The sequence below is a fragment of the Mesorhizobium sp. M1E.F.Ca.ET.041.01.1.1 genome (assembly GCF_003997355.1).
In the GTDB taxonomy this organism is placed as follows: domain Bacteria; phylum Pseudomonadota; class Alphaproteobacteria; order Rhizobiales; family Rhizobiaceae; genus Mesorhizobium.
In genome coordinates, this window is sequence record NZ_RZSL01000916.1 from 1 (window position 1) to 1,673 (window position 1,673).

The following is a 1,673-nucleotide window of genomic DNA, read 5'->3' on the forward strand; positions in this document are numbered from 1 at the left end:
GCGTCGCGGCGATCGCGTTCATCTCGCCGAATTTCGGCGTCAAGGCGTCCGGCGCCGAACTCCTGACCATGCCTTGGGGTAAACAGATCGCCGAGATCCTCGGCGGCAAGGAGCGCAGCTTTCCGCCGCGCAACCCGCTGCACGAAAAATTCTGGACCACCAAATATCCGATGGCGGCGACGCTGCCGATGGCCGCGCTCACCGATCTCGCCTATGGCGCGCCGGTCGAGAAGGCAACCATCCCTGCCCTGTTCATCTTCTCGGATGCCGACAAGGTGGTGCGGCCGGACCGCACGCGCGAGATCGCCGGCCGCTGGGGTGGCCCGCACGAACTGGTGCCGGTCGACGATACCGGCGACCCGGACAACCACGTCATTGCGGGCGATGCGCTGTCACCGCAGACCACGGCCTTTCTCACCGAGCGTATCGTGGTCTGGGTGAAGGCGCTCGTGCAGCAATCAAGCCTGTGAAACGAGAAACGGCCGAAGCGCTGCTCCGGCCGTTTCTTATTTCTTTTCGAGCCGCGGTAGAGACTTAAGCCGCGCGGTTCGCCGGCCGCTTGCCACCGAAGCGACGCTTGTTGTTGCCCTTGAAGCGCTTGAAGCCATCAGGCTTGCGCTCGCCATTCGGCTTCGCGCCTGCCGGACGTTCGCCTTGCGGCTTCGGCGCGAATTGCCGCTCGCCGCTGGGCTGGCCGCCGAAGCGCTTCTTGCCATTGTTGCCGCTGCCGGGGCGACGGCCATCGCGGCGGCCGCCGTGATGCTCCCGATCGTTGGCCGGCTCGAAATGGCGCTCGGTCTTTTCCTTCGGATCGCGCTGCGGATCAGGGCTGCCAAGATGATCGGCGATCACCGGCAGCCGCATGCGGATGATGCGCTCCACCTGCCTCAGCTTGCCGTTCTCCGACGGATCGCAAAGCGTGATCGCGATGCCGTCGCGGCCGTTGCGGCCAGTGCGGCCGATGCGGTGGACATAGCTTTCCGCTTCGTCCGGCAGGTCGAAGTTCACGACATGGCTGATGCCGGGCACGTCGATGCCGCGAGCGGCGATGTCGGTCGCCACCAGGATGCGCACCGATCCGTCGCGGAAATCGTTGAGCGCCTTCTGGCGCGCGTTCTGCGACTTGTTGCCGTGGATGACGGCGGCGTTGAAGCCGTCGCGGGCGAGGTCCTTGGTGACGCGGTCGGCGCCATGCTTGGTGCGCGAGAACACGATCACCGAGCGCATCGCCTCGTCGGCCAGCATCTTGGACAGCACCTGGCGCTTCTGCTTGGTGCGGGCCAGCACCACGCTCTGCACGATCTCGGCCGCGGTCGTGCTCTGCGGCGCGACCTCGATACGAACCGGGTCCTTCAGCAGGCCCTTGGCGAGTTCGGCGATTTCGTTCGGCAGCGTCGCAGAGAACAGCGCGGTCTGGCGGTCGGGCGCGGTCGCCTTGGCGATGCGCTTGACGTCGTTGATGAAGCCCATGTCGAGCATGCGGTCGCCCTCGTCGAGCACCAGCCATTTGGTGTCGGCAAGGATGAGGTCGCCCTCGCGCACGAGGTCGGTCAGCCGGCCGGGCGTGGCGATGAGGATATCGACGCCGGGCGCCACCTTTTTCACCTGGCTGTAGCGGGAGACGCCGCCGAGCACGAGCGCGGTCGAGATATGCGCGCCCTTGGCGAGCTGTC

General features: G+C 66.3%; 1 protein-coding gene and 1 pseudogene. One reads left to right on the forward strand and one right to left on the reverse strand.

Features of this window, described 5'->3' with window-relative positions:
- Nucleotides 1-470 (forward strand): annotated as a pseudogene (locus EOA38_RS35855) (alpha/beta hydrolase); the annotation flags it as partial.
- A 64-nt stretch (nucleotides 471-534) separates the two neighbouring features.
- Here EOA38_RS35855 and EOA38_RS35860 read toward each other — a convergent pair.
- Nucleotides 535-1,673: DEAD/DEAH box helicase (locus tag EOA38_RS35860; protein WP_145966262.1), on the reverse strand; the 1,139-nt coding region annotated here is incomplete at its 5' end.